Consider the following 1,498-nt stretch of genomic DNA (forward strand, 5'->3'; position numbering starts at 1 on the left):
GCGGGTCAGACACCCCATGGCGTTTTGATGTCAAGCCGCAGCGTGGTGCTCGTGGGCCCAGGCCGTCGCTTCGTCGTAGGGGGTGCCGGTCTTCAGGCAGCCGTGGAGGATGCCGACGAGGCGGTTGGCCAGTTGCCGTACTGCGGCGTGGTGGCCGATGTTCCGGGCGCGGAGCGCGTCGTAGTAGGCCCGGGCTCCGGGTGAGGTTCTGAGGGCGCAGAACGCCTGCTGGTGCAGGGCGTCGAGGAGGCGGTCGTTGTGCACGAACCGGGCAAGCACCACCTTCTTCTTGCCCGACTGCCGGGTGATCGGGCTGGTGCCGGCGTAGTTCTTGCGGTGCTTTGCGGTGGCGTAGCGGTGCTCGTCGTCGCCGAACTCGCCGAGGACCCGGGCCGCGAGGATCTGGCCCAGCCCGGGCTGGCTCAGGTAGATCTCAGCGTCCCGGGTCCGCCCAAAACACGACTTCACCTGCTCCTCCATGGCCGCGATCTCGGCGTTGAACGCAGTGATGACGCTGACCAGGGAGCGAACCGTCGCCGCGTAGGCCGCGGCCACCGCCGGCGGCTGAGACAGCTGTTCGGCACGCAACGCCGTCGCGATGCCGGTGGTCTTCTCTTCCACGCTGTGGCGGCGGGCGCGTTTGAGCGCGGCAGCGATCTGTGCGCGCGACAGCCGGGCCGCGGACACTGGGTCCGGGGCCTTGGCCAGCAGCTCGAGCGTGTCGGGCGCGATCAGGTCGTCGAAGGCCTCCAGCGCCGTGGGGAAGAACTCCAGCAGCGCGCTACGCAGCCGCAACATGTGCCGGTGCCGGTCCCAGATCAGCGTCTGGTGCGCCCGCGCGACCACCTTGACCGCCTGCGCCTGGTCACTGTCCCCAGCGACCGCCCGCAGCTGGTGACGATCGGTGCGCACCATGTCGGCCAGCGTGTGCGCATCCCCGGCGTCACTCTTGGCGCCGGAGCTGCCGTGCCGTTCCCGATAGCGGGCCACCTGCCGCGGGTTGATCGCATACACCGTGTAGCCGGCCGCGACCAGTGCCTGCACCCACGGGCCGCGGTCGGTCTCGATCCCGACCACCACCTCGTCCGGCTCGGCATCCTCATCGAGATGCTCCCCGATCAGCGCGTGCAGCCGAGCCACCCCGGCCACGCCCTCGGGCAGACGGGCCCGCGCCAACCGGCAACCCGCCTCATCCTGCAGCTCGACGTCGTGATGGTCCTCTGCCCAGTCATCGCCCACGAACAGCACACCGACCTCCTCACCCTTCGGCAACCGTGTCCCTCGGCAGCATGGAGAAGGACACCCGGCGGCCTAATGGTCAAGTGCTCACGCCAAACCTCGGCGGGCACGTCACCCCATCAGCGGTCACGTCCTCCTCACGTCCAGCGAGGGCACGGTCTGACCCTAGGCATCGAGTACCTGGCGAGGAGAGTGCTCACCCACTGGCCGCTACCGGAACCGAGTCTGCCCGGTGGCCGACCCGGTAGCTCCCATTAGG

1 protein-coding gene is annotated in these 1,498 nt (G+C 69.4%); it reads right to left on the reverse strand.

The annotated features are described in order from the left end of the window. Positions 1-30: 30 nt before the first annotated feature. The gene (locus tag ACFSE6_RS18860; RefSeq protein WP_388011120.1) at positions 31-1,248 is read right to left on the reverse strand and encodes an IS110 family RNA-guided transposase; all 1,218 of its coding nucleotides are present in this window, start codon (positions 1,246-1,248) and stop codon (positions 31-33) included. Positions 1,249-1,498: the final 250 nt, after the last annotated feature.

Origin of the sequence: Georgenia deserti, assembly GCF_042680605.1 — a bacterium.
In the GTDB taxonomy this organism is placed as follows: Bacteria; Actinomycetota; Actinomycetes; order Actinomycetales; family Actinomycetaceae; genus Allobogoriella; species Allobogoriella deserti.